Raw genomic sequence first — 24,602 nt, forward strand, 5'->3', positions numbered from 1 at the left:
ACCTAGGAAAGCTGAACCAATTGTTCTATATGAAGCTGTTCCAAAAACGTCAGTATCTCTTCTTTGCATTGGTCTTCATCAATTTGGTATTCGCTTAACATATCACGAATCAGATTGTTGACGGTTACAGGTGTCTTGATCTTCTCCCAAATGACGCCTCCAATGGCTCCAAGATTGTAGTACTTTCCGTTATTAATGCTCAACATTACCTTTTCTCCACCCATATCACTGACAATGTTGCCACTTGCCTGAACAACTTTCGTTTGTAATCCGACAGTTGAGCTCTTAATCATGTTTTTTCTCCTCCTGATACTGTTGCTAAAATAAGATCTGCCATTTCATTTGCACTGAAACCTGTATTAGGGCGGGAAATCTGATACATCTTCACTTGTTCTGCAATCTTTGCAGCTATCCTGAAATGCCATTCAAGTAGTCCCATACGTTGCAATAGGAGGGAGCGAAACGTTTGATTATACAGCGTCTGAAGCTTCTCCAATTTATTCAAAGGACTAATTTGGAGAAAATCTGCTGGAGGCTTCAGTTCAATTATTCCTTTAAGTGGTATTGCTTCATTTGAAAATGCATGATCAACCGGAACTGCATATTTTGTTTCCCTGCCATACAAAGACTGATAATGTTCTATAGAACCATTAAACTGATTCAAGCTCTCCTGCCAAAGCTTTTGACGGGGATAAGTGGGCATAACTACGGGTGAACCTAAAGCTGAAAAGACAACTGGTATAACATCATCGGTTAATAGAAAGTATCCTTTGTTTATAAAGGCTGCAGCAAGGGTCGATTTCCCTGTCCCCGATTCACCTACAATTGCATAGGCCTCGCCCTGAATTACAACCGCGCTGCCATGTAACGGAATCGTTCCCCGCTGCATCAATATTACTCCCATACAGCTGCCCAGAAGAAATAGCCTGATTTTATCCATGTTGCCGTTTGGATAGGGAGAAACTGTAATATACCTTCCATCCTGCACATAAAAAATGGCTGTATCGGGTACTTGAAACAGTACTCCATTTCCATCTAAAATATTAAACCTATCCAGTTTTGCTCCCGTTTCCTTCCATATATTTGCCAAGTCTCCTACAGAAATGGAAACTTCATAATCCGATGTTTCAATACTTTCAAATAATTCCGGAAACGGTATATCACTTTTAAACTTTAGCCCAAAGCCTTTATAAAAATAGGATACAGCTTGTTCAATAATCACCTAATCACTCCAGCAGGATTTAATAATTGCCCTTATACAAGTTAGAATTTGTATAAGGGCATCATAGTAAGTATAAGTTTAAAATTCACAAGGTAACTTAACTGTCGTAGTGAACTACTTCATCCTCATCTGGTTGAACAGCATCTGGTGTTTTTAAACCAGGACCTGCCATTGTCATATTGACATTAAGCACTTCAAGAGATGGTTTTTCCCACTGTTTTTTCATATTCTCACCCCCTTCCATGAAAAGTCTTTTTGATAAAGCGATAAAAAATTAGTGAACGCATAATTATTCTAAATTCGTGTTCAAAAACGTTCTTCGAGGTCGGGCTACCCTCAATTTTCTTAAGTGCAACTCGAATGTTTTCTACGTTTAAAAAATTCCCAATCCATTGATCCTCGCACATAAGCCTGACTTCTTTTATGAAATCTCTCCAGTACGAAACCATCCGGTGAATCCCATCTGTTCCTTGTACTCCTCTTGTCCTTTGGTTAAGCCTTATGGTATCAGGAAGATAATTTTCGGTAGCTCTCCGAATCAATGATCGATCCTGCCCATTCTGTACGTACTGTTCTTCAGGAATTGAGATACAGAACTTAACAATTCTTAAATCATTTGTGGGGTCTCTGTCCCAAAGCTTGTGTTTTAATGATAGTTTAGTTGTATATGTCCCATTTACATTCCAATAATATAGTTTATCGAATTGTATCTTCTTTACTTCATAAACATTTTGGTTTGACATACCTCGAGCATCAATTTCATTTTCTTTTAATCTGTCGAACACGTTCATTTTTCGAGCAAATTCCGGATTGATAATTAACGGATATAAATCAGTATCCTCTTTATGCAGATTGGTAAAAGGAAAAGCTTTTTTACGAACATGTTTAAATACTTTGGATCCTTGCACGCCTACTTTCTCGCTATATAAGCGTAACTCCCTGATAAAACGGAATAATTTCAGTCTTTTTAATAGTAGCGTTTGATACGCGAGCGCTGGACCCCATGAAATCGTCCAATTTCCTCTTTGCCCATTCAACAGAACACCTATCCCTTGTAGATGAGCATACTCATAAATTCCCTTGAGCCAAAATGAATTTTCAAAAAACTTATACGGCATTTCCATCGTATCGAGCCAGTCATCAATTTCCGTATAAGGACTTTTCCCCTCGAAATCAAAATAATGGTCTTGAATATTCCCAACATACTTTACGGTGGATTCAATAAATGGCCTTTCATTTGCCACCCGCCTTTTCGGTGTCCAGTCAACAAAGTCTTTAACCGGTACATAGCTGTATGAATACAACGATTTATTTTCTTTTCTTAATGACCTTGCCGCAAAGCTTGCCACAGAACCTGAATCAAGCCCGCCGCTCAAATGGGCGCCTACTTTAAGATGAGTTCGGAGTCTATCATCCACTGCAGTCTTAAATACTTCTCGAAATGCTTCTTCATATTCCTTATTGGATTTCAATTTTAATTTTTTATCAAACTCCAGGGTCAAATAGCGTGTAAGGGTTGAATTACCGTTGATGATTGAAATGGTATGTGAAGGTGGTAGTTGTTGAATATTGTTGTATACAGTAGAACGAACATCTACGGATTCAAAGTTCCACGGAATAGCGAGGTAATCGGCGAGCCATTGCTCATTTAGGTCTTTAGTCACAAAACGAAGTGTTAACAATGGATTTATTACTGTACAAAAGGCAAAGTGATTGTTCTTGTTTGTATAGTAAAGCGTCCGGCATCCTGAAAAGTCTCTTGCTCCGAACAGCTTCCGTTTCTTCTCGTCCCAAATCATGAAAGCGAAGTCACCAACCAAATACTTAGGACATTCCTCTCCCCACTTTTCATATGCGAGGAGAATGATCTGGCTGTCAGACATTTCTTTCTGTTGCGCGTGGTGAACTTGCAGGCGTTCAAATAATTCTTTTCGGTTATCAATAATCGCATCAGATGCAATAACCAGCTGTTTTTCATAGTCATAAAACGGTAGCTGTTCTCTAATTGATTCAGGAGTAATCCATTGCGAATGACAACCAAGAAAAATTTGCTGGTTATGCCAGGTCTGTACAGCATCAGCCGGATATCTGCTTAATGATTGCATAAGTTTCATACCAGCTTCTGGATTGACAGGTTCATTGTTGAAATGGAGTATTCCGGCTATTGCACTCATGATTGTCCTCCAGACATTCTTAATTAAGAACATTTACGTTAATGTAAAATTGTATAAAAAAAATTTTTGTTTTTACTTTTATACAACTTACTAAATCGAAGTAATTTTTGTTCTCTAAAAAGAACATAATATTATTCTAAAATTAACACCCATAATCTTCCTTGTCAATACGAATTATGACTATTTACCTAAAAAAGATTCGACAAAAAAAGAGCTTCAATCATGGAGAAATTCCATCGATTGGAGCTCAGTTCATCATTTACGCATGCTTCTTTTCTGTTTGTTCCTTCTGTTCTTTCAATTTCGGAAAACCGACCAAAATGGCAATCACGCCACAAACCGCAATTAAAATCGGATAGAACGAATATGTCAAAAGGCTTACTGGTGAGATAGATCCGATTTTGGCGGCCGTCAGGATTTGGGCACCATAAGGGATCAAGCCCTGGATGGCGCATGAAAAGATATCAAGAAGACTTGCTGATTTGCGCTTATCGATTCCATATCGATCGGAGATCTGCTTGGCGAGCGGGCCTGCAGTAATAATGGAAATCGTATTGTTGGCGGTGGAAAGGTTGGTTGCGCTCACCAATCCTGCAATGCCAAATTCCGCGCCTTTCTTTGTTCGAATGTTCTTGGTTAATACATCTAAAAGATACTGAATTCCGCCATTATAGCGGATCAGCTCTACTGTCCCTCCAATGAATAATGCCAGGAAGACAAGTTCGGACATGCCGAACATTCCGTCTGTGATCGTTTTGAGGAAGGCTGAAAGTGTATAAGCTCCATCGGCAAGACCAATCACACCAGCCAGGACGATTCCGCCTGTTAACACGACAAACACGTTCATCCCAAGCAGTGCGGCAATTAAGACACCGACATACGGAAGGATTTTCACCGCTTGAAAGCTGTCTGCCGGTACGCTTGAGTGGCTGCCCATCGTTACAACAAATAGGATGACACACGTTACAACAGCGGCTGGAAGAACAATGAAAAAGTTAACCTTGAACTTGTCCCTCATCTGCGTCTGCTGGGTGCGGACCGCAGCAATGGTGGTATCCGAAATAATGGATAAGTTATCACCAAACATCGCACCACCTACAACAGCTGCCATGGACAGTGCCATTGGAATATCCGTTTGTCCGCTGATTCCTGCACCAATTGGTGCCAGAGCCGCGATGGTTCCCATTGACGTTCCCATGGACAAGGAAATGAAGGCACCGATCACGAAGATCCCGACAATCAGGAAGTTCTCAGGTACAACGGTCAAAGCAAGATTGACCGTTGATTCGACGGCTCCCATTCCTTTTGCGGCTTCAGCAAATCCTCCCGCAAGGATAAAGATAAAGACCATTATGATAATGTCAAGATTCCCCGCCCCTTTGGCAAAACGCTCAATTTTACTGTTGAGTGTTTCTTTTCTATTCATCAATAGAGCTGCCGCGGCTGCCACAAGTATGGCTATAACAACAGGCATCTTATAAAAATCTCCGGTAATCAATCCCGAGCCAATAAAAAGGGCCAGGAAAATAACCAGCGGCAACAGGGCCAGCGCATTTCCTTTTTTTACTGCTTCCATCTTTTAAACACCTCTACATTAGTTATTGCTGCATGTACATATATGAAAAAAGACCCCTTCTAAAAGAAGAGGTCCTATATGCTCATAAGGAACTCTTCTCATCTCTCAAGCATGAACTGCTTGCTGGATTTGGCACAGCACCTTTGAATTTCAGGTCCGCTGCCGAGACGTCTTTGGGCCAGTCCCTCAGTCTCTCGTGATAAGAAGTATCCAATTTTCAGTTATAACAGCTTTTATTACTGTAAAGGGTTTAGGCGTTCTTGTCAAAAGTTAGTTTTTGGCAATACCTACTTTTCCCCTGTGAATTTAATGCCTTTTACAAAATAGCGGTTAAAGAAGGCGTAAAGAAGCAATATTGGCAGGGTAAAGACCATTGAAGCTGCCATGATGTAATTCCAGAAGCTGATAAACTGTCCTTTAAAGGAATTCAAGCCTAACGGCAGCGTGAACATGCTTTCATCAGACAGGATGATCAGCGGCCTCATGAAATCATTCCAGAAGGCCATAAAGACAAAGATGGTTTGCGCCGCCAACGCGGGTTTGGCAAGCGGAAGAACAATCCGGAAAAAGGTTCCGAATTTGCCCAGTCCATCAATGGCTGCCGCTTCCTCCACTTCTTTTGGAAAATTGATAAAGAACTGGCGCATCATGAATATGAAGGTGGCGTTGACCGCTCCCGGGATGATCATTCCCTGATACGTATTCAGCCATCCGAATTCTTTTAAAATCAGGAAGTTCGGAATGAGGGTTACCTGAAACGGAATCATCAGCACTGCCAAAATGATAATAAAGATACTTTTCTTACCCGGAAAGCTAAGACGGGCGAGTGCGTATCCGGCCATCGAGTTGAACAGCAAGTTCAAAAAGGTGCCGATCACCGCAATAAACAAGCTGTTAAACAACCAGCGGCCAAAAAGAGGCTCCCGCGTGAAAATCTGCTTATAGTTATCAATGGTAAAGTCTTTCGGTATAAAGTTAATGCTTCCGCTTACGATTTCTCCCAGTGATTTAAAGGAGGATGAAAGAGCCCACAAAAACGGAACAAGGGTAATCACCGCGTAAACAATCAAGACCACATACAGAATGGTTTTTCCTATCGGTCGTTTTTTCATGGTATCCCTCCTTAATAAAGTGATTCTTCCTTGGAAAATTTCCGCTGCAAGAGAGTTGCTACTAAAATAATAATGGCAAGCAAGAAGGCGAGTGCTGTTGCATAGCCCATGGTGCCAAGCGACTTAAAAGCATACTGATAGATCAAAAGAACAACCGTCAATGTTGAGTTGTTCGGTCCACCCGATCCTCCTGAGAAGATGTAGGACTGATCAAACAGCTGGAAGGTTCCGATCAGCCCCATGATCACCACAAAAGAAGTGACCGGCCGCAAATTGGGAACCGTAATGTGCCAGAATTTCTGTAATCCGGTTGCTCCGTCAAGTTCTGCAGCTTCATAGTGGCTGTCCGGTATATCCTGAAGGGCCGCCAGGTAGATCACCATAAAAAACGGTGCGGTTGCCCAGATATTCATAATCATGATCGCCAGCAATGCAACGCTCGGGTCACCGATCCAGTTATAAGTAGGCAGGTGCAGCGTGTCTAAAATGTGATTGATCAAACCATTCTGATTGTACATCCACATAAAAATCAGCGTCAGCACTGCTGATGAAGTAAGCGTCGGCAGAAAATAAACGATTCTGAAGAACTTTTCCCCCTTCATGCCGGCATTCAGGGAGGCTGCCAACACAAGTGCCAGCAGCGTCTGGAGCGGCACAACAATTACCACGTAAATGACTGTATTTTTAAGAGCGATATGCGCCCGGTCATCAAACGTTATTTTCATAAAATTATCCAGTCCTCTAAATTCGAGGTTGTAACCGCCAAGCAACTCCACTTTATGGAAAGAGAGATAGATTGCACAAAGGATGGGAGCGATTACAAAGATTCCAAGAATGATGAGGACCGGTGCCATGAACAGGTACCCCTGTCCGGCTTCCGTTCTGCTTTTTTTGGAAAAACTGCTTTTTGCCATGTTTCTTCACCTCTCTTTTTTGTTATTCCGCTACCTTAATCTCTTTGTTGGCCTGTCTTTGCGCATCTTTCAAAGCTTCCTTCAGTGGCCGTTCCCCAAGATACGCACTTAAAAATTGGTTGTTGAAGTTATTCATTACGATGGGCAGCATTGGGCCGTCCTGCCATACGGTCGCATATTTGGCGCCTTTTACAAGTGGTCCGCGCAGCGGGTCCTTGTCATAGCCAAGCTCTGCAGCCACTGACTTACGTGTAGGCAAGGCAAAGCCTTTGCTTGTCCACGTTTTCATACCTTCTTTACCGGTCAGGTACTTGATCAGTTCCCATGAAGCTTTCTTATGCTTGGATTCAGCATTCATCGCATACCCGACCGTGAAGGACATTGTTCCCTTCTTGCCATTTACGGTTGGCAGCTCGGCGGTTCCATAATCTATTTTAGGAAACGTATCTTCCATGAATGGAATATTCCAGTTTCCTTCCATCACCATGGCGGCTCTGCCCTGGCCAAACATCTCTCCACCGGATCCTGAACCAACTTCTGATGCTTGAGCCGCTGTTTTGTCTTTTAAATGCATGTCCAATATCGGCTGAAGAGCACGTGCAACTCGGTCCTCCGCGAATGTCGCACGGTCATTGGTGATGACCTGTCCGCCCTGCGACTGAGCCATGTAATAAAGACGTTCGATCTGCGGCATCACACCATATCCATAGACTTTTTTGCCTTTGGTAAGTTTTTTCGCATCCTGCTCCAGCTCCTCCCACGTTTTTGGCGGACCATCTATTCCTGCTTCACGAAACATTTTCTTGTTATAGAAAAGGGCCAGTGTGGAGTAGTCCTTAGGAAACCCGTAAGTTTTACCTTTATCTTTAAACGCATCGAGCATTGGCTTCTCAAAATCATCCACATCAAAATCCCTGGTCACATACTTGTCGAGCGGTTCAATTGCACCTGTTTCGATCAAACCGGGCGCTTCGAACGCGTCAAGGTAAAACACATCGGCGGCTGTTCCGCCAATCAGACGGGTTTTCAATACATCCATGTACTGATCACTGATCTGGTTAAACCTTACATCGATGTTGGGGTGGGATTTTTCAAAGTCGTCCAGCACTTCTTCCAGAAGCTTTTTCTCGACCGGATTTCCTCCCCAGCCGCTCAGCGTAATTACGGTTTTGCTGCTGTTATCCGATTCATCCGGCTGGCTGCATCCTGTAAGCAGAGAAGCAGCCAGCAGGGCAGTCAGCCCCGCTGCTGAAACCACTTTTTTCAACTTCATAGAAACCTCTCCCTTCGAAAGCATAGTTTAGTTTTCGGTATGGATACTATAGCCCGTTGTATTCTCATGGACGGTTAAAATACTCTTTCCATTTTCCTTATGGACACCGACAGCCAGATGGCCGTTTCCAATTTTGATGGAACGGACGGTCAGTTCATTCACATCTTCCGGAAGTTCGGGAGATAAACAGATGACTTCGTTGATCGCATCAGGAAACAATCCGAGAATCGTTTGGATAAAAACAAGCGGTGTACCGGCAGCCCATGCTTGAGGTGAACAGGCAACCGGATACTTTACCGCACGTCCGCCAGATGAACCATAACCGCAAAACAGCTCTGGCAGCCGGTCATATTCAAAATGCTGTGCCGCGTCCATCAAGCCATTGATCACCTCATTCGCCTGCTTCTGGCGGTTCAACTTGCTCATGCCAAGCAGAATCATGCTGTTGTCATGAGGCCATATGCTGCCATCATGGTAGCTCATCGGGTTATACCCCGCTTCACCTTCTGCCATTGTCCGGATACCATAACCGGATAAAAAAGCTGGCGATACGAGCTTGGATATCGTCTGATCCGCCTGTTCCTGTTCCAGCATGCCGGAAAACAAGACATGTCCTGGATTGGAGGTTAACGTTCCCACTTTCTCTTTTTCTTTATCAAGTGCAATCGCATAGAAGGATTGATCCTCCATCCAAAACTTTTCATGAAATTTTGTTTTCAGCGCTTCTGCTTCCTTCTGCAGCCGCGCCGCTTCCTCAGTCCTGCCCTGCTTTTCATAGATTGCGGCAATTCCTGTTTTGGCCTGATACACATAGCCCTGAACCTCTGAGAGCGCAATCGGTGTTTCTGCGTAATCGCCGTTTCTGTGGACAACGGAATCTGCGGAATCCTTCCAGCCCTGGTTGGCAATGCCTTTGCTTGATTCCTGGTGATATTCCACAAATCCGTCGCCATCCCGGTCTCCATACTCGTCGATCCACATAAGGGCATTCTCTATCGTTTCCTGAAGCTCTTCTGCCAGCGTCAGATCCCCTGTCCATTTTGTGTATTCGGTTAAAAGCATTAAAAATAACGGTGTAGCATCAATCGTTCCATAATATGGAGTAAACGGAATCTGTCCGGTTCCCGCAAGTTCTCCGTATCGGATTTCGTGCATAATTTTGCCCGGCTGTTCGTCCCGCCACGGATCTACCTTGGTGCCCTGTTGAGAGGCGAGTGTCCTGAGCGTGCCCCTGGCAATTTCCGCATTAAACGGAAGCATCTGCAGCGCGGCAATCAGGCTGTCACGTCCAAACGGGACGCCAAACCACGGAAGTCCTGCCACCGGAAACTGGCCGTAGCCGATGTCTGTCATTAACACTCTGAGGTCAAGAATTCCCCGGTCAACGAGGCGCTGAAGGCGGGAGCAATCGGTCTGTACCCGGGCCGTATTCTGTTCCCAGGCCTGATAAGAGGCTTTCAAATTCTTCAGAGCCTGTTCAGGTACCATGATGTTACCGGATACCCCATCCACTTCAGGAGTAACCGTAAACGTGACGGATTGGACTTCCCCATGGTTCAATGAAAAGTGAAAGGCTACTTCCGCATCGGAAACGCTTATTGACTCACGGTCCCAGCCGACTTGTGTCGCCCGTTTGACTCCGTCCGCTCCTTCATAATGGTAAGTAATGCTCTTGTCTGTGTGATCGATTCCCGTTCGTTTGCCGGTATCTCCGGATTGGAATCCGCGGACAATAAACATGTCCGTAAAGTCTGCATCCAACTGTAAGTTGATATCAAATGAAACAGGCTTCGGATAAAAGCTTTTGACCTCAACGGTTTCATACAAAACGCCATCATAAATTAAGCGCTTTCTTTGAAGCTCGACCGACTCTCTCCAGAGAATCAATTCTCCGTCCTTTTCCATATGAGGATTGGTCATGATGATGTTGGCGCTGAAATTCTCGTCTGCTGACGAAGAAAGCAGAATCGGGTCTTCGTTATTAATTTTCAAATCAAATTTGCTTAAAAAGCGTGTATCCTTTGTATACAGTCCCAGTCCGTAATCGTTGTTCAAGGGGATGTTTCCTTTGTCATCTGTTAATAAAAATAAATCATTTTCCTTAATTACTCGATAATCCACTGTTTTGCCTCCCCATAATTCCGAAACGTTTTGGAAAACCCCAAAAAAATATATTCATTCATCCGAAACGTTTTCGATTTGTTCTTAAAGTAAAACCAACTATCGTTTTGGTCACAATCGACATTGTCGGTTTTACTCTTAAGTACTCTGTGTTTTACTGGTTGATTCACGTTTCACTAATGAGGTTTTCAACACTTTTTTATGTGCGCCCTCTTTTCCTTCAAGCATATCAATCAGCAAAATAGCTGATTCAAAGCCCATTTGATACCGGTCCTGCGCAATGGTTGTCAAGGTCGGTGATGAATAGGAGGCGAGCATGATATTATCAAAACCAGCCACCGATAAATCTTCGGGTACTCTTTTACCCATTCGGCGGGCAGCTTTCATCGCACCGAGCGCCATGAGGTCACTTGCGCAAAAAATCGCCGTCATTTCCGGATATGCAGTAAGCAGCTTTTCAGCTTGCACTTCCCCTTCAGATTCCAAAAATGAACCGTTAACAACGTATTGCTCCTGAAAATCGATCTTGGCCTTAACGAGTGCTTCCTGGTATCCCAGAAGCCGCTCTTTACTGACAAAGGCCTGCTCATGGCCATTAATCATGCCAATATGCCGGTGCCCAAGGTCAATGAGATGATCCACAGCCAGTTTTGCTCCTGCCTTGTTGTTGGTCGTTACATATCCCACACTGGTGCTTTCAATGGGAATATCAACAAGCACACAAGGAATATCGCTTTCTACTACTTCATTCAAATACGGATCATCTATTTTAATTCCCTGCAGGATCACACCGTCCACTTTCCGTTCCTGACAAAGCTGGTTGTATGTTTTTTGCTGCTGCTGCTCGGAATTGGTGCTGAAGAGAATAAGATCGTATCCCCTCTCGCCTGCACAGTCATTGATTCCGCACAGTACTTCATACGTGAAATTGTCTTTGCTGCCTTCTATTCGCATCCCTGAAACGAGCAAACCGATCGTTTTTGTTTTTTTCATGACCAGACTTCTTGCCAGCAAATTCGGACTGTACTGAAGTTCACGGGCAACGGCTTTAATTTTTTCTCTTGTTTTCTCATTCACATCAGAATATCCGTTCAACGCCCTCGAGACTGTTGTAACTGAAACTCCGGCATGTTTTGCAATGTCTTTGATTGTAGCCACATTCAATCCTCCAAAACGTTTCGGAAACGTGATGCTTATACTATACTCTTACGGGAAGGCGCTTTCAACCCCTTTTTTCACTCATCACTCTAAAGCACTCCAAACTCTTCATCTGTCCAATCCGTGATAAACATATGTCCGGGTGAATGGGTAATCACGAGTTCGGGTTTAACATTCATCACTACGGCTTGAGGAGTTACCCCGCACGCCCAGAATACAGGGACTTCTCCCTCGTTAATCGTCACTGCATCCCCGAAATCCGGTGTATCAATGGATTCTATTCCAATCGATCGGGGATCACCGATGTGCACGGGTGCTCCATGTACCGATGGAAATCGGGAGGTTACCTGGACCGCGCGAACCACATCTTTTTCAGGAATGGGACGCATGCTCACAACCATGGGACCTTCAAACCGGCCGGCTTTTACGCAGTTTATTGATGTTTTGTACATAGGAACATTGCAATTTTCTTCGATATGCCGCACCGGGATTTTATTTTGCATAAGAGCTTGTTCAAATGAAAAACTGCAGCCAATGAGAAAGCCGGTCATATCCTTTGTCCAATAGGAATGGATATCCTGTACTTCCTCGGTAAGGATGCCATTGCGGTAGACTCGGTAGCTTGGCAGATCACTCCGCAAATCCGCTGAAGGAGCGGCCAGCTGTGGAACTGGGCTGCCCGGCTCGGTGACATCCAATACCGGACATGATTTTGGGTTGCGCTGGCAGAACAATAAAAATTCGAATGCCAGCTCCTTGGGAAGGATAACTAGGTTCGCCTGTGTATAGCCGTTGCTCATTCCTGCCGTCGGGCGGTTCCATTGCTTTTGGCGGATCATTCTGCGAGCTTCTTCTGGATGTATCATACTGTTGTTCAGCAAGCTGTTTCCTCCTCATGTTTTATTCTTTACAAATATTCTAACACTTTTTTCGTTTTGTGCATGTCAGGATAAAAAAGAGACCTTATGGCGTTGCTGCCATACAGGTCTCCTTTTTCTTATTTCGCTTTTCTTATAGTGAACTGGTCTTCAAGCATGCTCCAGTTTTGCGGGAACGGTTCGCCGAGCACCCAATAGGCAATACCGCGAAGATTATAGAACTTCACTTGATTGAATTTCGCCTGTGCACTTTCTTCATTTTCAAACCAGACAACATGTTTCTTGCCATTGTCATCACTGTAGTTAAAGTAGGGAGAATGCGCTTTATTGTCATATTTAATTTCAGCGCCTTCTTTAATGGCCAGTTCGGTTGCTTCCTGAGGCGCAATGCGCTTGGCGAAAGGATTTCCCTTTTTATACGGAAGAATCCAGTCATATCCGTAGAGCGGCGCCCCCATTACAATTTTTTTACGGGGGATTACAGATACCGCATAATCGATGACCTTGCGGACTTGGGGAACCGGGGAAACTGCCATTGGCGGGCCTCCTGACCATCCCCATTCATACGTCATGAGAATAACAAAGTCTGCCAGCTCTCCATGCCGTTTGTAATCATGTGCCCCATGCCACGGACCGGATTGCTCATCACTGGTCTTCGGTGCAAGGGCAGTGGATGTTATGAATCCTTCTTTTTTCACTTTTGGTAAAATGGTTTCCAGGAATCCGTTGTAAAGATCCCGGTCTTTTGCACGAATATGTTCAAAATCAATATTTAACGCTTTGTAGCCTTTTGCTTTCATGGTTTTGATCACGTTATTGATCAGTCGGTCAGATACCGTTTTATCTGTAAAAATGGTATGTGCCACCTCTGGAGAAAAATTCCCCTCCGTGAAATTGGTCAGCACAAGCATCGGGACCGCTCCCTGTTTACGTGCGGCTGCCAGCGCCTGATCATCCTTGATGCCAATTAATGTGCCATCCGGTTTTACACGATAGCTAAAAAAAGCAGCATACGATAAATGCCGGCCTACATCCTTAACTTCTTTTACCGCTGCCTGAGGGTCAACCGGCTCCAAAAAACCAATGGATGTAATTTTTGTTTTCTTGTGCCTGGTTTGAGACGGCGTTACTTCTTTTTGTTTGCTGCCATTATACTTTACCTGCTGCAGCCTCGGGTGATCGCTGCCATTTTTCCCGGCATCTGCTGTTCCTTCCGACTGTCCTTTCATGTTTCCGCAGCCAGAGAGTACAAGGGAAAACGCGATTAGTAATGCTGATATCGTTCTAAACATTCGGTACCTCCTTTTTCCCTTATGCTTCCTTGCCTGTTATTCCCTTATTCAGCAGGAAGGAGAGCAAAATTTGGAAGAGTAAGCTCTCTCATTTGAGAACTTCTCCATTGTGAGATACGCTTGAAAAGTCGAAATGCAGTGGAGGTGTATTTGCTTGAAATGGCCATACCTATGGATCGCCGGGGGAGCAGCATTGTGGGGAACGATCGGCATTTTTATTAGAGAATTATCCTCTATGGGATTCACCCCGATCCAAATCGTTGTTTTACGCGCGTTAAGCGCGGCAGTTTCCTTTTTCATACTTTCCTTTTTCCTGGACCGTTCGCTTCTTAAAGTAAAAATCAAGGACATCTATTATTTTATAGGTACCGGGCTGCTCAGCATCGCCTTTTTCAATTGGTGCTATTTCAAAACCATGGAAGAGGTATCGCTTTCCGTTGCGGCCGTCCTGCTTTATACAGCGCCCGCCTTTGTCCTGATTTTATCAAGAATTTTCTTTCAAGACCTGATTACAAAAAAGAAAGTGGCTGCACTGGTTGTCACCTTTCTCGGGTGTGTGTTTGTCGTAGGCTATTTGCCATCTTCAAACGGAGGTATCACATGGACTGGTTTTCTGACGGGGCTCGGATCGGGATTGGGCTACTCGTTGTACAGCATTTTCGGTAAGGCAGCTTCCGCCAAGTACAAAACCTTAACCATCACGACGTATACGTTCGTTTTTGCCGGGTGCGCTCTCTTTCCTTTCAGCGGATTATCTCAATCTGCCCACCTGTTCGAGGACGCAAGAGTGTGGCTCTATATCGTAGGACTAGGTATGGTTCCCACTGTTATCGCTTATATTCTGTATACAGTCGGATTGCGTCAGGTAGAGCCGAGCAAGGCGGCGATTGTTGCAACCATCGAGCCGGTCGTGGCGACTCTGGCCGGTTTTTTTCTTTTTCAGGAAAAGCTTACACTATGGCAATGTGCAGGAATCCTGCTTGTCATCTTTTCTGCCGTTCTCGTTCAAGACAAGCAAAAGAAGGCTTCACTCGGCAAGGGAGCTTCTCTGACATAGAGATCATCAAAAAAGGAGGCACCCTTGGCTCAGGTGCCTCCTTTCCTCTTATTTTTTACTGGCCAGCCATGCTGCCACGTTTTCCGCTTCATCACCGTTGATCAAACCGGCTGGCATGCCGCCTCCGCCATTTTTGATTTGCTTCATAATTTCGTCTTTACTGTGCTCTTTGCCGATTTGTTTTAAAGCAGGTCCTGTCCCGCCCTCCAGGTTATTTCCGTGGCAGCTTGCACAATTTTGCTTAAAAGACTTTTCTGCCGCTGCGGAATCTACCGAGCCTCCGCCTTTTCCTCCTCCGCTGTCCCCTCCTGAGGAACAACCTGCTAACAGAAAAACAATAGCGGTCGCGATTGCAACATTTTTCAGCATCATAAAATGCCTCCCATCCAAGATATAAACCGATTCCACCACGGTTAAGTCATTAAACCTTTTTCTTGTTTAATCATCTGCCTAGTGAATTTGACTCATTTTGTATACAATGGGGATATTACAGTTGAAGTTAGGAGCATTTGAATGAAAGCACTGACCTTCCATACATTTGGAGGACCTGAAGTCCTTCAGTACCAGGACGTTCCCACTCCGGAATTGAAAGCAAATGAAATTTTGGTTGAAATGAAGGCCATTGGACTGAATTTCGCCGATGTTTACCGCAGAAAAGGAAATTACCACTTAGTCGGAAATCCTCCCTATATTGCAGGCTATGAAGGAGCTGGCGTGGTAAAGCAAACAGGCACCTCCGTTCGGAATGTGAAAGAAGGCGACCGTGTCGCATTTGCGGATGTTCCATATGCCAATGCGGAATTTGTTGCCGTTCCAGAGGATCACCTTATTCCTCTGCCTGAAGAAATATCCTTTGAAACGGCTGCTTCCATCCTTTTGCAGGGATTGACGGCGCAGTATTTAACCCGTGACAGTTACAAAGTTGGCAAAGGAACGCTTCTTGCAGCCCATGCTGCAGCAGGCGGTGTCGGCCAGCTTTTGATCCAGATTTCGAAAGCGCTTGGAGCAGAAGTCATTGGGCTCACCTCGACAGAAGCAAAAAAGGAAGCGGCCCTTGCTGCCGGAGCTGATCACGTTTTTCTGTATAGTGAAGACTGGGTCAAAAAAGCAAAACAGGTGTCATCCGGCCAAAAAGGTGTTGATGTTATTTATGATTCTGTCGGCAGCACATTGATGGACAGTTTTGAATCGGTGAGAACCGGTGGTACGGTCGTTTTTTACGGTATGGCCGGCGGTGACCCATCCCCGGTTGATCCCCGTATGCTGATGGACACCTCGAAAACATTAACCGGAGGAGATCTTTGGAATGTCATCACCTCCCATGAGGAGCGTGTTTCAAGATCACGGGAGCTTTTTGATTTAATCCTTTCCGGCGCTGTGAAAGTGCCCGAAATGACAAGTTTTCCACTTGAACAGGGCGCAGAAGCTCATCGTTTTTTGGAAAGCAGAAAAAGCACCGGAAAGATTTTGCTTATTCCTTAATTGTAAAAACGGATGGACCGCTCCGGATCCATCCGTTTTTCTATTAATTCATTAATAATCGCAACGCCTTTAACCGCTCATTCGTCATGGTTAGCAAAAGCTGATTGTTCAGTGTTTCCGCCATCTTGTAGGTTAGGTTTAAAAAAGCTTCCAGCCCTGCCTTGTACCCTTTATGAAAGGCGAGCTCATCGCACTTTTTCTCGGAATACAAATCGATGTTCCCCTCTGTTACCGGAAATTGCGCATGGCCGATTTCATGCCAGATAATCGCTTCTTTCATTTCCTGATCTTCGCAGAAAAACGCATAATCATATACGACAATGAACCGGTCAAACGCCGGATCCAATGAATGATAGCATAAAGTTAATATTCGGTTGTCAATATTCCAAAGCTGCAGCCAATCTTCCTTTTCAAGGCCAAAGGTTCTCATAATTTCCTGCTTGTTTTCTATGATGGCAATCCGCTCATGATAGATTTCCTGATTCAGCACCTCGCCCAAACAGATCATCAGAATTCCCCTTCCCTTGCCTCGTCTGATTTTTTTACTATAATATGTTGGCGGGTGTCATTCTATTCACTATCAAAGTGCTTTCATTAGCCTTTTTTTCTCCCAACAGGATACTTGTCCCTATCTATCAGACAAGAAGGTGAATATAGTATCTCAAAGGGGTGAAAATAATATGTCAAGAAGAAGAAACCGACGCCGGTCTTCATCAAGCAGCAGTAGCAGTTCAAAAACCGCCTACTTCACGTTTGATATTGAATCATCATCAAGCAGTTCCTGGACTTCCAGCAGCTCGAAAAGGTCTAACCGCCGATCAAGGCGTCCTGAGTATCCGGTAGCTGGCGCTCAGAACCAGCGAAACCGCGGAGTCAATGTGATCCAAAACTGTAATTGCGGTGGTTCACAAAACTCCAACCAGAATCCAGTGATGGGTGCGATGGACAACAATGGCTCTAACCAGCGGCCAATGCAGATTACTCAAAACTGCAATTGTGGACAACCTTCCAATGTAAGCCCGGAACAGACCCAGCGGCCGAGCTGCAGACGTTTCTGTGAGAACGTTTGCCGTTCGTTGTATGGCAAAGGCAGACAAAAATGCATTCAGGACTGTCTCGCCTGCAGAGGAAACCAGGGAAACACCATGGGGACTATGGATTACAATGATGATTGCGATTGGAGAACTCCAGGCCCCAGAGGCGATGTAATGGGTGTTCAAAGCGATATGAATGACGGCCATTACTGGGACTCTGATTATTAATTGAATCAACACAAAAATCCCTCTGTCTTTTAAAGGCAGCGGGATTTTTTAAAAGGATATTTTCTATCATCCGCGGGCATTCTTTTGTTATAACAAAATGGAGGTGGATACATAAATGAGAGCATTTGACCTGGCGCACCTGACAAATGAACAAAAAGCAAAATTGGATGCCATGGAGAAAGAATTGAATGTGGTCCTGATTGCCTGGGATCAAGCGGAACAAAAGGGGAATTCCCAGGAACAAATGAATTATGATATTTAATCAAAAAAATGGATAGTCCAATAAGTCTGTCTTTGAAGCTCTTGAAAGCGTTACTTTCCGTTCCATGATGCTCGCTTTTACCGGCGCGAGCGCCTACTTTCGCAGGGCGTGCGCTGAGCCCCACCGGCGCAAGCGCCTGTGTACCGGCGTAAACGCCTACCTTGTCTCACCTGTCACGCTTCCCCTGCAGGAGTCTCGCACCCTCCACTCCAAGTAACTATCAGTGAAGATGATGACGACACTCGACTATGCAAAAAAAGAGCTACCAGAAGTCAATTTACTCTCTGGATGGCTCTTTTTTAACAAGAAAAAACCACTGTTTGTACGTTTAATCCTTTGAACGATGCAAACAAAAAATTTTCTTTAAAAATCGCACGTACTTTCAACCGTGTGAATCAATTCCTTTAATAAGCCGATCGACGGCTCCAGAGCAAGGGAATAAAACCGCTGTGTTCCTTTTTGTTCGATGGTTACCAGCTGTGTGTCCCTCAGAATTTTCAAGTGATGAGAAATGGCTGGCCTTGAGAGCGTGGAATGCTCAGTAATTTCATTGACGGTTAAATGGTCTTCCTCCGCCAGCAATAATATAATATCCTGTCTTGCCGGATCACTTAATGCCTGCAAGAGCGGAATACAGGAACGAAAGACCTCAATCGCTTGCTGTCCCATAGTCCTCCCCCTCTGCTAAAATGGTTTTCATACATAAAATTATATTATAGAAGTATGATGGGTTGTTCAAGAATTATCGCGTTTTCTCTTGCACGCTCCGTACCGTAGCTGTTACCCATTTTCTTGGAACAAACCGGCTGGACTGGGCCAGCATCTTGTTTTTCATTCCTGGAATAACGACCGATTTTCCATCCATCAGCCCTTCGTATCCCAGCTTTGCCACTTTTTCCGCATCCATTACCCCGCTTTTGAACAGCTTGGAATCGCCCAGGTTTGCACGAGATTCAAATCCGGTTTTTGTAGGACCTGGACAAAGTGCAGTAACCGTTACACCGCTTCCCTTTAATTCATTCTCAAGTGCCTCGGAAAAGGATAAAACATATGCCTTTGTTGCATAGTAGACCGCCATCAATGGACCAGGCTGGAACGCCGCGGTTGAAGCCACATTTAGAATTTTACCTTTGTTCTTGCTTTTCATTTCCGGCAAAAATACCTTGCTCAAAGCAGTCAATGCTTTTATGTTAATATCGATCATCGACATTTCATCCTCCAGATTGGTTTCTGAGAACTCACCATATAAGCCATATCCTGCATTGTTTACTAAAACATCTATGAAGATGTCATGCGCATGCAGTTCTTGATATAAGGAAGCGGCATTTTGCCAATTGCTTAAATCCACACTCTTCACCAGGCAATTGATCCCGAATTGGCCTTCTAGTTCAACGGCCAGCGCTTTCAGCTTCTCCTCGCTTCTGGCTGCCAGAACAAGATCATACCGGCCTCTTGCGAATTGTTTGGCCAGCTCAAGGCCGATCCCCGATGATGCCCCTGTGATCAAAACTCTATGCTTATTCATTTTTATACCTCCGAAATGTTTATTGTTTTAAACGTTTAAACTTATAAACGGATTGTAAATAATAAATGATGAACTGTCAAGCAGTAGGCAACAAAAAAAGCGCTGCAAGTATGCTGCGCTTATGAGGCTGCCTTGGAAACCCGGAACGTGACAGGCTTCATGGTTTTTTCAATTCTTTTCATAGTATATCCGTTGCTCTTTAGATAATCCAGCAGTCTGGGAAGACTTTCGAGCGTTTCTTGCCGTTCATGCATCAGAATAACAATCGGCTCCGAACGGCTTCCCATCTTTTTTAATTGGCTGATTGAATTTGCCACATATTGCGGACTTCGATAGGACCAGTCCATGCTATCAATCGTCCAGTCCCAGAGCTCATAGCCTTTTTCTTTGACCGCCCGCTGGTATTCCGGCTTCATGTATGGAGCGCTTCCGTATGGCGTTCGGATCAGTGCTGTTCGTTTACCGGTAATTTTTTGCAGTGCCCGGTTGGCTTGATCCATTTCCTGAACAACGGTTTCCTTTGAACGATAAATCTTTTTGGCATCATGGGAAACACCATGGAGCCCCAGACTGTGTCCTTCCCTGTCCATCCGTTTCACTTGATCCTGAAAACGCAGCATATTGGGTTCAAGCATAAAGAAGGTTGCTTTGACCTGATACTTATTGAGCACATCCATAATGCCGTCAGAAGTCCTTGAAGGACCATCATCAAAGGTCAGAAAAACGGTTTTCGGCTGGTATTTCGCTGTCGCCGGTTTCGTATGTACTGCCGTTGCGCCAACCGCTTTTTCTTTTGCATTTTTTTCTTTTTCAGGAGCTTTGCCAGTAGAATTATTTGAGCTTACTTTCTTTTCATGCTCTTTTTGCTGAGCCTTCTTTCCCTGCTGGTGTGCTTCTTTGGAGGCTCTCGCTCCCTTCACTTTTGGCTCGTATTTTTCGTTCTTAATCTTCTCGGTGTAATGTTTCTCTTCCGAAGTGGTAGCTTTAGTCTTATTGGCATGCCATGTACCAAATATAAAAACGAGACCAATCACAGCCAAAACCAATAGAATTGCAGCTTCTCTTTTTCCTGCATGTTTTCTTGCTTCCCCTATATAACCCTTCACCGTACCATCACCTTATCTTTACAATATACCCTCCAAGTATAACGGATTTATTGTAAAAAAAGGGAATAAATTAGGAAATTTTATGAAAAAATTACGAATTTTGTAGACAACCTTTGGTTCCCTTGCATTACTCTTGCTTATCTGGCGGCAAAAAGGAAAGCACCTCTTTTACGATGGCATTAATCTTGTCATCAATAAAGGCACCTCCATATTTATTTTTCGCTTTTTCAATTTCCTCTTGGACCTCTTTTTCAAAATTAATCAGCGGAATGTCATCCTCTGCTTCATTATAGAGATCAATCATGGCTTCAAGCCCCTCTTGCATACGATCAATAGCATCACTGTAGAGCTTCTTGCTCTTTTTATTCAGCTTCATGTCATCACCTGTTTTCATTATCTCCTTATTTTCCCGCCTAAATCCTATTTTATAGACAGGTACCCTTACAGATTGTTAACACACGTCATAAATTAGAGAGTGAAGCAACAGTCAATAATGATGAGAAAAAGGAGAGGTTGCATTATGTATTACGGCTATGGCTGCCACCGCCCGCAAGTCATTGTTCATCCAGCACAGTGTTGTGTTCAGCAGCATTATTATACGGAAGAGGTAATCCATGTTCATCCTGTACAAATTCAGCATGTGAATCACATCTGTTACCAGCATGTTCATGAGTATCCTGTTTCCCAATATGAAACTTGTGAGGTCCATCACCAGGATATCTCCTGTGGTCCACCTCCTTGCTGCTAAACCCGGTTTCAGCCTGCATGCTAATGAGCATGCAGGTTTTTTACATAATTCGGTTTGAAACTCGCTTCGAGGCATGATATATTGATTTCTGGATTATCAAGCCGTTTATTTTCAATATCATACACATGCAGCCAACCCATATGCGGTTGGTTTCTTTGCTTGAAATTTTTTATTTAGGGGGTTTTTTCAATGAACAGCACCGTAAAAGAGTTCACGCTTATAATTATTGGATCCTTTTTTTTCGCACTCGGCGTGAACTGCTTTGCTATACCGAATGAACTTGGAGAAGGCGGAGTCACCGGTGTCTCCATGATTTTATACTATCTTTTCTCCTGGTCACCCAGTTATACGAACTTTATCATGAATGGCATTTTATTAATGATTGGCTACCGACTGCTGAATAAGCGGGTAACAATTTATACCGTATTTTCCATTGTGTTTACTTCTGTGTTTCTTCACCTGACAGAAGGAGTGGGTTCACCTGTTGAGGATACAATTCTTGGCACCGTTTTTGCCGGAATCTTTATCGGAATTGGTCTCGGCCTGGTCCTTCGTTCAGGTGGAACCACAGGGGGTTCAACAATCCTGGCACGGATGGCCAACCAATATTTCGGCTGGAGTATCAGCGGATCCATGCTTGGCATCGACCTGTTGGTGGTCCTGAGCTCTTATTTTGTCATCGGTGCTCAAAATACAATGTATACGGTGATTTCCATTTATATTTCCACAAAGGTTCTTGATTATATTATTGAAGGTTTCGATACACGAAAAGCAGTGACCATTATCTCTCAGCATGCAGAGCAGATTGCCCAAAAAGTGAACCATGATATGGACCGGGGCGTGACGGTTTTTTCTGCCCATGGCAGCTATACGAAGGAGTCAAAGGAGATTTTGTACGTGGTCATCAATAAGCAGGAACTGTTTGAGCTGAAAAAGATTGTTCAAAAAATGGATGAAAAAGCATTCGTGGTCGTCCATGATGTCAGAGACGTATTCGGTGAAGGGTTTACGTTCCCCAAAACAGAAGCTTCATAACCAAAAAAGGTCTGCCGTTACGCCCAAAAAGGTTACGCCGGCAGGCCTTTTTATTTTTATACCAATGCCTGTTTCAGGACAAACTCCCTAATAGCATGAGCCACACCGTGCTCATCGTTCTCAAGTGTAGTGAAATGACAGATTTCCTTAATTTCAGACAGTGCGTTACCCATGGCAATTGCCGTACCCGATACTTTCATCATTGGCCAATCGTTCATATTGTCACCGATGGCAACTGTGTTCTCGGGTTGAACGCCGAAATGTTCAGCCATACCCATTATACCGTTGCCTTTGTTGGCTTTTTCATCGTTGATTTCAAGGTTATGTCCGGCAGAACTCGTAACTGACAATCCTTCAAACTGTTCAGCAAAAAGGGAAACCTCTTCCAGCTTTTTCTCAGAGTAGGAAAACGGAAGGATCTTATTCACGATAAGGTCTTCCGTCCATATGGACTGGTACGAATCAATGGAAATCTGGCCGAATTGCTTTAAATATCCTTGAGCCGCATCCCACAGTTCTCCCGCATTTAACTCCGGATTTGCTGACTTCGCCATATCAATCTCCACCTGAATCCCTTCCTGACCAAATTCAGGGGTATGGATCCCTTTATTAGTGTGAAGATGGTAAAAAACCTGAAGCTCCTCAAGCTTTGATAAAATCGAGGCGGCAGATTCCTTTTCTAGCGGGTGGTGATTCACAACCTCTCCATCGGCATAAAGGACAGCTCCGTTTGCGCCAATGACCGGGCACTCGACACCGGCTTCCTGAAGAAGATTCAGCACATCTTCCACTGCACGGCCCGTACAAATAGAAACGACATGCCCCAAATCCTGCGCTTCCTTAATAGCCTCTGCATTTTCCCTGCTGATTGAGCCCTTTTTATTCAACAATGTTCCATCCAAATCAATTGCAATTAACTTCATAACTTCCTCCTTTTAAAGTGCGATGGTTTCGATTTCATACTGATCGAGCTGCTTTTTAAGTTTTGGCTCGATTTCCTGATCGGTTACAAGGATATCAATTTTGTTCAACCCGCATACTTTTTGAAAATAGGTTCGGTTGAACTTTGAGTAATCTGCAAGCAATATAACCTGATCGGAGCGGTTGATCATTTCCTTCAGCAAAAATCCTTCCTCTTCAAAAGGAATAGTCAGGCCATCGGAAGAAATGCCGCAGGCTCCAAGAAACAATTTATTCACTTTAAAATCTGCTAAATGCTGTATGGTTCTCGATCCATAAATGGAGCGATGACTGTTATTGAGCAGCCCTCCAAGCAAATGAATGAATGTATCTTCTTTTTTGGATAAAATCCCTGCTATATCTATTGAATTCGTGACAACCACGTTGTCTTTTGTATGAATATATTCCGCCAAAAACTGAACGGTGGTAGAAGCATCCAATAATAGATGATCACCATCCTGGATCAGTCCTGCTGCATATTTCCCTATGCGCTTCTTTTCCTCCGAAGCTTTCTGCAAGCGCTGATCATAATCGGACACATCATGGAAAAGGGTCGGTGACTTTGCGCCGCCCCGCAAGCGGACAATCTTCCCGTCTTCCTCCAGTTTCACCAGATCACGCCGTGCTGTATCCCGTGAGACTTGGTTCATCTTGCAGATGGTTTCCATGTCCACTCTGTCATGCTCTTTTAAATAGTGCAGAATCGCTTCCATGCGCTCATCCTGATACATGCCTCTTTCACTCCCTTACTTAAGTGATTATAAGTAATATTAAGCAGTCATGCAATGAAATATGCAATTCTTTACAAAAAATAAGCAAAAGTAAGGATAGTCCTCACTTTTGCTTATTTAAAAACTTTTCGTTCCACTGTCTGGCTTCGGCAAGTGCTCTTTCATCTTTTAAGATGTCGCTGGGTGCATTCGCTGTTCCGATAATGTATCCGGCAAAGGAAACTCCCATAAAATCAAATATATATTGAAATTGCAGAATTAAAGGCAATGCCTTTATCCTCGGCTGATCCCCTCCACAAGTAATGACATAGGCCGTCTTTTGGCTCATTTCTTTTTTAAATTCAAAACGGTCATCCCGTAAGCTCTGGGACCACCGATCCACAAAATTTTTCATCAGTCCCGACATTCCGTACCAGTATACAGGTGTGGCAAAAATCAGTATATCATGCTCGAGCACAGTATCAATTACTGTCTCATAATCATCTGATACCGGGTGAAAGCCTCCTGCTGCATGCCTTAAGTCATCAATGGGTACGACCTGTTTTTCTTTTAAGATGATGGGTGTATAATCTATTCCTTTAAGCGCCAGCTCGGTTAACTGCTGTGTGTTTCCGTCCGCTCTTGAACTTCCGATAATTGCTGCGATCTTCATCATTTACCCCCTGTTATCTTTCTAAATGATCATAGCGCATTCTCTTTCTTTTTCCCACCAGC

Annotated in this window: 27 protein-coding genes and 1 riboswitch; of the genes, 6 read left to right on the plus strand and 21 right to left on the minus strand. The window is 44.0% G+C overall.

The window, feature by feature from the left end; genetic code table 11:
* Positions 1-2: 2 nt before the first annotated feature.
* From QYB97_RS19840 to QYB97_RS19895, 12 genes are all read right to left on the minus strand, one after another.
* Complete coding sequence (locus QYB97_RS19840) at positions 3-293, minus strand: lasso peptide biosynthesis PqqD family chaperone (RefSeq protein WP_301167761.1); 291 nt, start codon at positions 291-293, stop codon at positions 3-5.
* Positions 290-1,222, minus strand: a complete 933-nt coding sequence (locus QYB97_RS19845; RefSeq protein WP_301167762.1) for an aldolase — start codon at positions 1,220-1,222, stop codon at positions 290-292. The genes QYB97_RS19840 and QYB97_RS19845 overlap by 4 nt, the downstream gene beginning before the upstream one ends.
* Before the next feature lie 97 nt (positions 1,223-1,319).
* Positions 1,320-1,448 carry a paeninodin family lasso peptide gene (locus tag QYB97_RS19850; RefSeq protein WP_301167763.1) on the minus strand — a complete coding sequence of 43 codons (129 nt, stop codon included), beginning with the start codon at positions 1,446-1,448 and terminating at the stop codon, positions 1,320-1,322.
* 4 nt (positions 1,449-1,452) lie between these two features.
* Positions 1,453-3,396 (minus strand): asparagine synthase-related protein, encoded by a 1,944-nt coding sequence (locus QYB97_RS19855; protein ID WP_301167764.1) that lies wholly within the window; start codon positions 3,394-3,396, stop codon positions 1,453-1,455.
* Positions 3,397-3,655: 259 nt separating this feature from the next.
* Positions 3,656-4,972: a Na+/H+ antiporter NhaC family protein gene (locus QYB97_RS19860; RefSeq protein WP_301167765.1), complete on the minus strand. Its 1,317-nt coding sequence runs from the start codon at positions 4,970-4,972 to the stop codon at positions 3,656-3,658.
* A 95-nt stretch (positions 4,973-5,067) separates the two neighbouring features.
* Positions 5,068-5,178, minus strand: a riboswitch (SAM riboswitch).
* Between the two features lie 81 nt (positions 5,179-5,259).
* Complete coding sequence (locus tag QYB97_RS19865) at positions 5,260-6,084, minus strand: carbohydrate ABC transporter permease (protein ID WP_301167766.1); 825 nt, start codon at positions 6,082-6,084, stop codon at positions 5,260-5,262.
* Positions 6,085-6,095: 11 nt separating this feature from the next.
* A complete protein-coding gene (locus QYB97_RS19870; RefSeq protein ID WP_301167767.1) occupies positions 6,096-6,998 on the minus strand; it encodes a carbohydrate ABC transporter permease in 903 nt (300 codons plus the stop codon).
* A 22-nt stretch (positions 6,999-7,020) separates the two neighbouring features.
* Positions 7,021-8,271 carry an ABC transporter substrate-binding protein gene (locus tag QYB97_RS19875; protein WP_301167768.1) on the minus strand — a complete coding sequence of 417 codons (1,251 nt, stop codon included), beginning with the start codon at positions 8,269-8,271 and terminating at the stop codon, positions 7,021-7,023.
* Between the two features lie 27 nt (positions 8,272-8,298).
* Entirely contained in the window at positions 8,299-10,392 is a 2,094-nt protein-coding gene (locus QYB97_RS19880) for an amylo-alpha-1,6-glucosidase (RefSeq protein WP_301167769.1), read from the minus strand.
* Between the two features lie 138 nt (positions 10,393-10,530).
* The gene (locus tag QYB97_RS19885) at positions 10,531-11,550 is read right to left on the minus strand and encodes a LacI family DNA-binding transcriptional regulator (RefSeq protein WP_301167770.1); all 1,020 of its coding nucleotides are present in this window, start codon (positions 11,548-11,550) and stop codon (positions 10,531-10,533) included.
* A gap of 89 nt (positions 11,551-11,639) precedes the next feature.
* On the minus strand, positions 11,640-12,416 hold the full coding sequence (locus QYB97_RS19890; RefSeq protein WP_301167841.1) for a putative hydro-lyase: 777 nt from the start codon (positions 12,414-12,416) through the stop codon (positions 11,640-11,642).
* 131 nt (positions 12,417-12,547) lie between these two features.
* Positions 12,548-13,720: a glycosyl hydrolase family 18 protein gene (locus tag QYB97_RS19895; protein ID WP_301167771.1), complete on the minus strand. Its 1,173-nt coding sequence runs from the start codon at positions 13,718-13,720 to the stop codon at positions 12,548-12,550.
* 154 nt (positions 13,721-13,874) lie between these two features.
* Here QYB97_RS19895 and QYB97_RS19900 point away from each other — a divergent pair, with 154 nt between their 5' ends.
* Positions 13,875-14,777, plus strand: a complete 903-nt coding sequence (locus tag QYB97_RS19900) for a DMT family transporter (RefSeq protein WP_301167772.1) — start codon at positions 13,875-13,877, stop codon at positions 14,775-14,777.
* 48 nt (positions 14,778-14,825) lie between these two features.
* Here QYB97_RS19900 and QYB97_RS19905 read toward each other — a convergent pair whose 3' ends face one another.
* Entirely contained in the window at positions 14,826-15,149 is a 324-nt protein-coding gene (locus QYB97_RS19905; protein WP_301167773.1) for a c-type cytochrome, read from the minus strand.
* A 141-nt stretch (positions 15,150-15,290) separates the two neighbouring features.
* Between QYB97_RS19905 and QYB97_RS19910 the strand changes: the two genes are divergently transcribed.
* On the plus strand, positions 15,291-16,259 hold the full coding sequence (locus QYB97_RS19910) for a quinone oxidoreductase family protein (protein WP_301167774.1): 969 nt from the start codon (positions 15,291-15,293) through the stop codon (positions 16,257-16,259).
* 43 nt (positions 16,260-16,302) lie between these two features.
* On the opposite strand, the gene QYB97_RS19915 is transcribed toward QYB97_RS19910, so the two are convergent.
* Positions 16,303-16,767: a hypothetical protein gene (locus QYB97_RS19915; RefSeq protein ID WP_301167775.1), complete on the minus strand. Its 465-nt coding sequence runs from the start codon at positions 16,765-16,767 to the stop codon at positions 16,303-16,305.
* 172 nt (positions 16,768-16,939) lie between these two features.
* Between QYB97_RS19915 and QYB97_RS19920 the strand changes: the two genes are divergently transcribed.
* Together QYB97_RS19920 and QYB97_RS19925 are read left to right on the plus strand one after the other, a co-directional pair.
* Entirely contained in the window at positions 16,940-17,521 is a 582-nt protein-coding gene (locus QYB97_RS19920) for a hypothetical protein (RefSeq protein WP_301167776.1), read from the plus strand.
* A 115-nt stretch (positions 17,522-17,636) separates the two neighbouring features.
* A complete protein-coding gene (locus tag QYB97_RS19925) occupies positions 17,637-17,783 on the plus strand; it encodes a hypothetical protein (RefSeq protein WP_301167777.1) in 147 nt (48 codons plus the stop codon).
* A 363-nt stretch (positions 17,784-18,146) separates the two neighbouring features.
* Here QYB97_RS19925 and QYB97_RS19930 read toward each other — a convergent pair whose 3' ends face one another.
* The 4 genes from QYB97_RS19930 to QYB97_RS19945 all read right to left on the minus strand — a co-directional run bounded on the left by QYB97_RS19930 (position 18,147) and on the right by QYB97_RS19945 (position 20,808).
* Entirely contained in the window at positions 18,147-18,452 is a 306-nt protein-coding gene (locus QYB97_RS19930) for an ArsR/SmtB family transcription factor (RefSeq protein ID WP_301167778.1), read from the minus strand.
* Positions 18,453-18,525: 73 nt separating this feature from the next.
* Positions 18,526-19,308 (minus strand): SDR family NAD(P)-dependent oxidoreductase, encoded by a 783-nt coding sequence (locus QYB97_RS19935; protein WP_301167779.1) that lies wholly within the window; start codon positions 19,306-19,308, stop codon positions 18,526-18,528.
* Between the two features lie 119 nt (positions 19,309-19,427).
* Entirely contained in the window at positions 19,428-20,414 is a 987-nt protein-coding gene (locus tag QYB97_RS19940; protein ID WP_301167780.1) for a polysaccharide deacetylase family protein, read from the minus strand.
* A 127-nt stretch (positions 20,415-20,541) separates the two neighbouring features.
* Positions 20,542-20,808, minus strand: a complete 267-nt coding sequence (locus tag QYB97_RS19945; RefSeq protein ID WP_356948197.1) for an atypical membrane-integrating protein (Mistic protein) — start codon at positions 20,806-20,808, stop codon at positions 20,542-20,544.
* A 126-nt stretch (positions 20,809-20,934) separates the two neighbouring features.
* Between QYB97_RS19945 and QYB97_RS25245 the strand changes: the two genes are divergently transcribed.
* Both QYB97_RS25245 and QYB97_RS19955 read left to right on the plus strand, forming a co-directional pair.
* Entirely contained in the window at positions 20,935-21,162 is a 228-nt protein-coding gene (locus QYB97_RS25245; protein WP_356948198.1) for a CotD family spore coat protein, read from the plus strand.
* Positions 21,163-21,351: 189 nt separating this feature from the next.
* On the plus strand, positions 21,352-22,197 hold the full coding sequence (locus QYB97_RS19955) for a YitT family protein (protein WP_301167782.1): 846 nt from the start codon (positions 21,352-21,354) through the stop codon (positions 22,195-22,197).
* 56 nt (positions 22,198-22,253) lie between these two features.
* Here the strand turns inward: QYB97_RS19955 and QYB97_RS19960 are convergent, their stop codons facing one another.
* From QYB97_RS19960 to QYB97_RS19970, 3 genes are all read right to left on the minus strand, one after another.
* Positions 22,254-23,120, minus strand: coding sequence for a Cof-type HAD-IIB family hydrolase (locus tag QYB97_RS19960; protein ID WP_301167783.1), 867 nt, complete (start codon positions 23,118-23,120; stop codon positions 22,254-22,256).
* Positions 23,121-23,132: 12 nt separating this feature from the next.
* Complete coding sequence (locus tag QYB97_RS19965; protein WP_301167784.1) at positions 23,133-23,888, minus strand: DeoR/GlpR family DNA-binding transcription regulator; 756 nt, start codon at positions 23,886-23,888, stop codon at positions 23,133-23,135.
* Positions 23,889-23,991: 103 nt separating this feature from the next.
* Complete coding sequence (locus QYB97_RS19970; protein ID WP_301167785.1) at positions 23,992-24,540, minus strand: flavodoxin family protein; 549 nt, start codon at positions 24,538-24,540, stop codon at positions 23,992-23,994.
* Between the last annotated feature and the right edge of the window lie 62 nt (positions 24,541-24,602).

The sequence above is a fragment of the Fictibacillus fluitans genome, assembly GCF_030418125.1.
Lineage (GTDB): Bacteria > Bacillota > Bacilli > Bacillales > Fictibacillaceae > Fictibacillus_C > Fictibacillus_C fluitans.

Bases quoted from the DNA above. Each gene is read 5' to 3' on its own strand.
- QYB97_RS19840 (WP_301167761.1), bottom strand. From the start codon at position 293: ATGATTAAGAGCTCAACTGTCGGATTACAAACGAAAGTTGTTCAGGCA.
- QYB97_RS19850 (WP_301167763.1), bottom strand. From the start codon at position 1,448: ATGAAAAAACAGTGGGAAAAACCATCTCTTGAAGTGCTTAATGTCAAT.
- QYB97_RS19855 (WP_301167764.1), bottom strand. From the start codon at position 3,396: ATGAGTGCAATAGCCGGAATACTCCATTTCAACAATGAACCTGTCAAT.
- QYB97_RS19860 (WP_301167765.1), bottom strand. From the start codon at position 4,972: ATGGAAGCAGTAAAAAAAGGAAATGCGCTGGCCCTGTTGCCGCTGGTT.
- QYB97_RS19865 (WP_301167766.1), bottom strand. From the start codon at position 6,084: ATGAAAAAACGACCGATAGGAAAAACCATTCTGTATGTGGTCTTGATT.
- QYB97_RS19870 (WP_301167767.1), bottom strand. From the start codon at position 6,998: ATGGCAAAAAGCAGTTTTTCCAAAAAAAGCAGAACGGAAGCCGGACAG.
- QYB97_RS19875 (WP_301167768.1), bottom strand. From the start codon at position 8,271: ATGAAGTTGAAAAAAGTGGTTTCAGCAGCGGGGCTGACTGCCCTGCTG.
- QYB97_RS19890 (WP_301167841.1), bottom strand. From the start codon at position 12,416: ATGATACATCCAGAAGAAGCTCGCAGAATGATCCGCCAAAAGCAATGG.
- QYB97_RS19895 (WP_301167771.1), bottom strand. From the start codon at position 13,720: ATGTTTAGAACGATATCAGCATTACTAATCGCGTTTTCCCTTGTACTC.
- QYB97_RS19905 (WP_301167773.1), bottom strand. From the start codon at position 15,149: ATGATGCTGAAAAATGTTGCAATCGCGACCGCTATTGTTTTTCTGTTA.
- QYB97_RS19910 (WP_301167774.1), top strand. From the start codon at position 15,291: ATGAAAGCACTGACCTTCCATACATTTGGAGGACCTGAAGTCCTTCAG.
- QYB97_RS19915 (WP_301167775.1), bottom strand. From the start codon at position 16,767: ATGATCTGTTTGGGCGAGGTGCTGAATCAGGAAATCTATCATGAGCGG.
- QYB97_RS19920 (WP_301167776.1), top strand. From the start codon at position 16,940: ATGTCAAGAAGAAGAAACCGACGCCGGTCTTCATCAAGCAGCAGTAGC.
- QYB97_RS19925 (WP_301167777.1), top strand. From the start codon at position 17,637: ATGAGAGCATTTGACCTGGCGCACCTGACAAATGAACAAAAAGCAAAA.
- QYB97_RS19930 (WP_301167778.1), bottom strand. From the start codon at position 18,452: ATGGGACAGCAAGCGATTGAGGTCTTTCGTTCCTGTATTCCGCTCTTG.
- QYB97_RS19935 (WP_301167779.1), bottom strand. From the start codon at position 19,308: ATGAATAAGCATAGAGTTTTGATCACAGGGGCATCATCGGGGATCGGC.
- QYB97_RS19945 (WP_356948197.1), bottom strand. From the start codon at position 20,808: ATGAAAACAGGTGATGACATGAAGCTGAATAAAAAGAGCAAGAAGCTC.
- QYB97_RS25245 (WP_356948198.1), top strand. From the start codon at position 20,935: ATGTATTACGGCTATGGCTGCCACCGCCCGCAAGTCATTGTTCATCCA.
- QYB97_RS19955 (WP_301167782.1), top strand. From the start codon at position 21,352: ATGAACAGCACCGTAAAAGAGTTCACGCTTATAATTATTGGATCCTTT.
- QYB97_RS19960 (WP_301167783.1), bottom strand. From the start codon at position 23,120: ATGAAGTTAATTGCAATTGATTTGGATGGAACATTGTTGAATAAAAAG.
- QYB97_RS19965 (WP_301167784.1), bottom strand. From the start codon at position 23,888: ATGTATCAGGATGAGCGCATGGAAGCGATTCTGCACTATTTAAAAGAG.
- QYB97_RS19970 (WP_301167785.1), bottom strand. From the start codon at position 24,540: ATGAAGATCGCAGCAATTATCGGAAGTTCAAGAGCGGACGGAAACACA.